This window comes from Mesorhizobium sp. M7A.F.Ca.CA.002.04.1.1, assembly GCF_004022805.1.
Lineage (GTDB): Bacteria > Pseudomonadota > Alphaproteobacteria > Rhizobiales > Rhizobiaceae > Mesorhizobium > Mesorhizobium ciceri.
Genome location: NZ_RZPL01000654.1, coordinates 1 through 3,229 on the forward strand (window position 1 = coordinate 1; position 3,229 = coordinate 3,229).

General features: G+C 60.5%; 2 protein-coding genes. Both read left to right on the plus strand.

What is annotated here, in order from left to right:
* Positions 1-1,791: phosphoketolase family protein (locus ENZ75_RS26180; protein ID WP_164888008.1), on the plus strand; the 1,791-nt coding region annotated here is incomplete at its 5' end.
* Positions 1,788-2,966 carry an acetate/propionate family kinase gene (locus ENZ75_RS26185; protein ID WP_082826676.1) on the plus strand — a complete coding sequence of 393 codons (1,179 nt, stop codon included), beginning with the start codon at positions 1,788-1,790 and terminating at the stop codon, positions 2,964-2,966. The genes ENZ75_RS26180 and ENZ75_RS26185, both read left to right, overlap by 4 nt.
* Positions 2,967-3,229: the final 263 nt, after the last annotated feature.

Here is a 3,229-nt window from a genome sequence, read left to right on the forward strand (position 1 = left end):
CATCTCAACGGCTACAAGATCGCCAATCCGACGATCCTCGGCCGCATGGACGATCAGGAATTGCGAGACCTTTTCGCCGGCTATGGCTACGAACCGTTCTTCGTCGAAGGCCACGAGCCGCTTGCCATGCACCGGTCCATGGCCGCGACGCTCGACACGGTGCTCGATCGCATCCGTTCCATTCAGGAGCAGGCACGGGCTCCGGGATGGCATGGTCAACGCCCGAAATGGCCGATGATCGTGCTGCGCAGCCCCAAGGGATGGACCGGGCCGAAGGAAGTCGATGGCGAAAAAGTCGAGGGTTTCTGGCGCTCGCATCAAGTGCCGGTATCGAACGCTCGAGGGAATGAGGAGCACCGCAAGATCCTCGAAAACTGGATGCGAAGCTACGAACCGGGAGAGCTGTTCGACGAAAGCGGGCACCTGTTGCCGGAGCTTGCGGCACTTGCCCCGACAGGGACAAGGCGCATGGGCGCAAGCCCGTACGCAAATGGCGGCCTGCTGAAGCGCGATCTGATGCTTCCAGATTGGAAAAGCCTGGCCCTGGAAGTGCCGCGTCCAGGTGGCGTCATTGCCGAGGCGACGCGGATTTGCGGAAGCTATCTTCGCGAGGTGTTCCGCCTCAATGCCGAGGCGCGAAACTTCCGCCTGATGGGGCCGGACGAGACATCCTCCAACCGCCTCGACGACGTGTTCGAGGTCACCGATCGGATCTGGATGGAGCGCATCGAGCCCTATGACGTCCATCTTTCCCGTGATGGTCGCGTCATGGAAGTGCTGAGCGAGCATCTCTGCCAGGGCTGGCTTGAAGGCTATCTGCTCACCGGCCGCCATGGCCTGTTTTCATGCTATGAGGCCTTCATTCATATCGTCGATTCGATGGTCAACCAGCATGCCAAATGGCTGAAGACCTCCGGCGAGCTCGCTTGGCGCAAGCCGATCGCCTCGCTCAATTACCTTTTGACCTCGCATGTCTGGCGGCAGGATCACAATGGTTTCAGCCATCAGGATCCGGGCTTTGCCGATCTGGTCGCCAACAAGAAGGCCGACACGGTAAGGCTCTATTTCCCGCCGGACGCCAACACCCTGTTGTGGATCACCGATCATTGCCTGAGAACCTATAACCGCATCAATGTCATCACCGCCGGCAAGCAGCCGGGACCGCAATGGCTGTCCATTGAAGAAGCCGGAGCGCATTGCAAAGCTGGAGCGGGCATCTGGGAATGGGCCGGCACGGTTGCTCAGCACGAGGAGCCCGATGTGGTCATGGCCTGCGCCGGCGATGTGCCGACCCTGGAAACACTGGCCGCGACAGACATTCTGCGCTCCGCGATCCCCGACCTGAAAATCCGCGTCGTCAATGTTGTCGATCTGATGACATTGCAGTCGAACACGGAGCATCCGCACGGCCTGCCCGACGGGGACTTCGACGCGTTGTTCACGAAAACACGGCCCGTCATCTTCGCCTATCACGGCTATCCCTATCTCATTCATCGCCTGACATACCGCCGCGCCAACCATGACAACATGCATGTGCATGGCTTCCGCGAGGAGGGCACCACGACGACGCCATTCGACATGGTGGTGCTCAATGAACTCGACCGCTACCATCTCGCGCTCGCCGCCATCGAACGCGTGCCGGGACTGGCCGAAAGGGCCGAAGGGCTTGCCGGCGAACTCCACGGCAGGTTGGCGAAGCACAAGGCCTATGTGCGCGAGCACGGCGAAGACATGCCCGAAATCCAGAAATGGAGCTGGCCCGACAAAGCCGCGACAAAGGGGCGCCAATGATGCGTCGGTCGATCCTGGCGCTGAATGCCGGCTCGTCCAGCATCAAGTTTGCGCTTTACGATCTTGTCTCATCACGGGATATGCAACTCGTTTCACGCGGCACGCTGGACCTGGGCGACAAACCCACACTGCGCGCAAAAGCGGCCGACGGAACGGGGCAGTGCGATCGGCCGCTCACCGCCGACAAGCGGCATGACGCGGCCATAGGCGAGATGCTGAATTGGGTGCAGGGCGAAATTGGGGAAAGAAACCTGATCTGCGCCGGCCATCGCATCGTGCATGGCGGAAGCGAGTTCATCGAACCTGTCCGTCTGACCCCAGACATCATCGACGCCATCGACAAACTTACGCCGCTTGCTCCGCTGCATCAGCCTCGCAGTCTCGCGCCCGTCCGTGCAATAGCCGCCTTGCAACCGGACCTGCCACAGGTTGGCTGTTTCGACACCGCTTTCCACCAGACGATCGATCCGCTCGTGCGGCGCTTTGCCCTTCCGCGCCAGTATGAAGAGCAAGGCTTGCGCCGCTACGGGTTCCACGGTCTCTCCTATGAATACATCGCCGGGCGGCTCAGCGAGATATCGCCAATTTTCGCGGCGAAACACACGATCGTCGCCCATCTCGGCAATGGGGCAAGTCTTTGCGCCCTGCACGGGGGCAAAAGCATCGATACCACGATGGGTTTTTCGGCCCTGGATGGCCTCGTCATGGGCACGCGGTGCGGCGCCATCGATCCCGGCGTGCTGTTGTATTTCCTGCTGGAAAGAGGCATCGCGGCGGAAGAACTGCAGGCGATGCTCTACGAGAAGTCGGGCCTGCTCGGCGTATCCGGTATTTCCGGCGACATGAGGACGCTCGAAGCGAGCAATGATCCTCGCGCGCAAGAGGCGATGGCGCTTTTCGCCTTTCGCGCCGCGAGAGAGGCCGCGGCGCTTGCAAACACGATGGGTGGCCTTGAATGCCTGGTGTTCACCGCCGGCATCGGCGAACGGTCCGCGACCATCCGCAAGGCCATATGCGAAAAATTGACCTGGCTTGGCGTGGTGCTTGAAGATCGCGCCAACAACACCCACGCCGAGATCCTCAGTCGTCCCGAGAGCAAGGTGGAAGTACGCGTGATTGCGACCGATGAGGAAAGTGTCGTTGCACGTCACAGCCGCATGGTGATGCAAGCCTGAACGCTCGCCTCGGCATCGGAAAATCGGCTGTCGGTTCGGCCCGATGAAAGCCCGGGCAAGGGTATTCCCTGTACGAAAATTACCAAGCAAGCGGTCGGGGGAACCAACTGCCCATAGAAATATTGTGCGAGCAATCCCGGCTAACCCCGAGATCGTCGGCCGATGATCAGGCCGACAGCCTTACTTCAGGCATTGGCTGAGGAATCCATGTTTACGGACGACGTTGCGGTGAGGCGCCTGAAAATCCTGGTCGAGCAATATGT